We start from the raw sequence: 803 nt of genomic DNA on the forward strand, positions 1-803 counted from the left end.
TTGTGCAGCACCTTGGGCAATTGCGACCGCATGCGGGTGCCCTTGCCCGCTGCCAAGATTGCCACCGCCAGCTCCCGCTCCGCCATGTTCCCCCCAGATCTGCCCCCATAAAGTATATGCGGCAGAATCCTGCTCAACTGTAGCTTGCCTCCCCCTCTGCAGAGCTGCGTAAACTTGAGCTAGCCTGGGGCCAGGCGTAGGTAGGGCAGAGTATGGCCGAGAGCGAAGGCTCCGATACCCCTCTTCAAAAACGTCAGCGCTTGGTTCGCGAGGCAGCCGGCTGGCTGGCAGTGCTGGGGGTGCTGATCCCAGGGCTGCAGCGTTTTTACATGGGCCACAAGCGCTGGGGCTGGGTGTACTTGCTGGTGGGGCTGATGGTGTTGGTTCCCTCTATTCCCCTGCAGATCCTCAGCTATGGGCTACGAGCGCTCTGCCTGCTGGAAGGGCTATGGTTGCTCACCATGACCAATGAGGACTTCGATTTTCGCTTCAACCGGGATCTCATCGAGCTGGACTGGACCAGTGCGCAAGATCGGGAAGTCCGGGATCCCGAGCAGCAGTTGCAAAGTCAGTTGCAGCAAGGCTTGATCACCCGCGCTGAATATGAGGAGCGCCGCCGACAAATCCGCAGGATCTCCTAGGTCGAGCATTCCAGCTTCTGCTCAGGCCGCAAGTCCGATAGGATAATCGTCTGGGTGTTATTTTTCTCAGCAGTAGCCCCTACCCAAGTCGGGCTTTTTCCACTCTTCTGCCTGTCTGTATGTTGCCAAGTCTTCCTCTCGCAGCCGTTCCCCTCTTCTCCA

Annotated in this window: 1 protein-coding gene; it reads left to right on the forward strand. The window is 58.5% G+C overall.

Annotation, left to right across the window (positions count from 1 at the left end; genetic code table 11):
- The first annotated feature begins 212 nt into the window (after window positions 1-212).
- A complete protein-coding gene (locus NW844_RS12980; RefSeq protein ID WP_414336251.1) occupies window positions 213-641 on the forward strand; it encodes an SHOCT domain-containing protein in 429 nt (142 codons plus the stop codon).
- The last annotated feature ends 162 nt before the right edge of the window (window positions 642-803 follow it).

The organism is Synechococcus sp. H55.2, from assembly GCF_047462495.1.
Taxonomy (GTDB): domain Bacteria; phylum Cyanobacteriota; class Cyanobacteriia; order Thermostichales; family Thermostichaceae; genus Thermostichus.

Coding starts and splice junctions, on each gene's coding strand:
- NW844_RS12980 (WP_414336251.1), top strand. CDS start 213: ATGGCCGAGAGCGAAGGCTCCGATACCCCTCTTCAAAAACGTCAGCGC.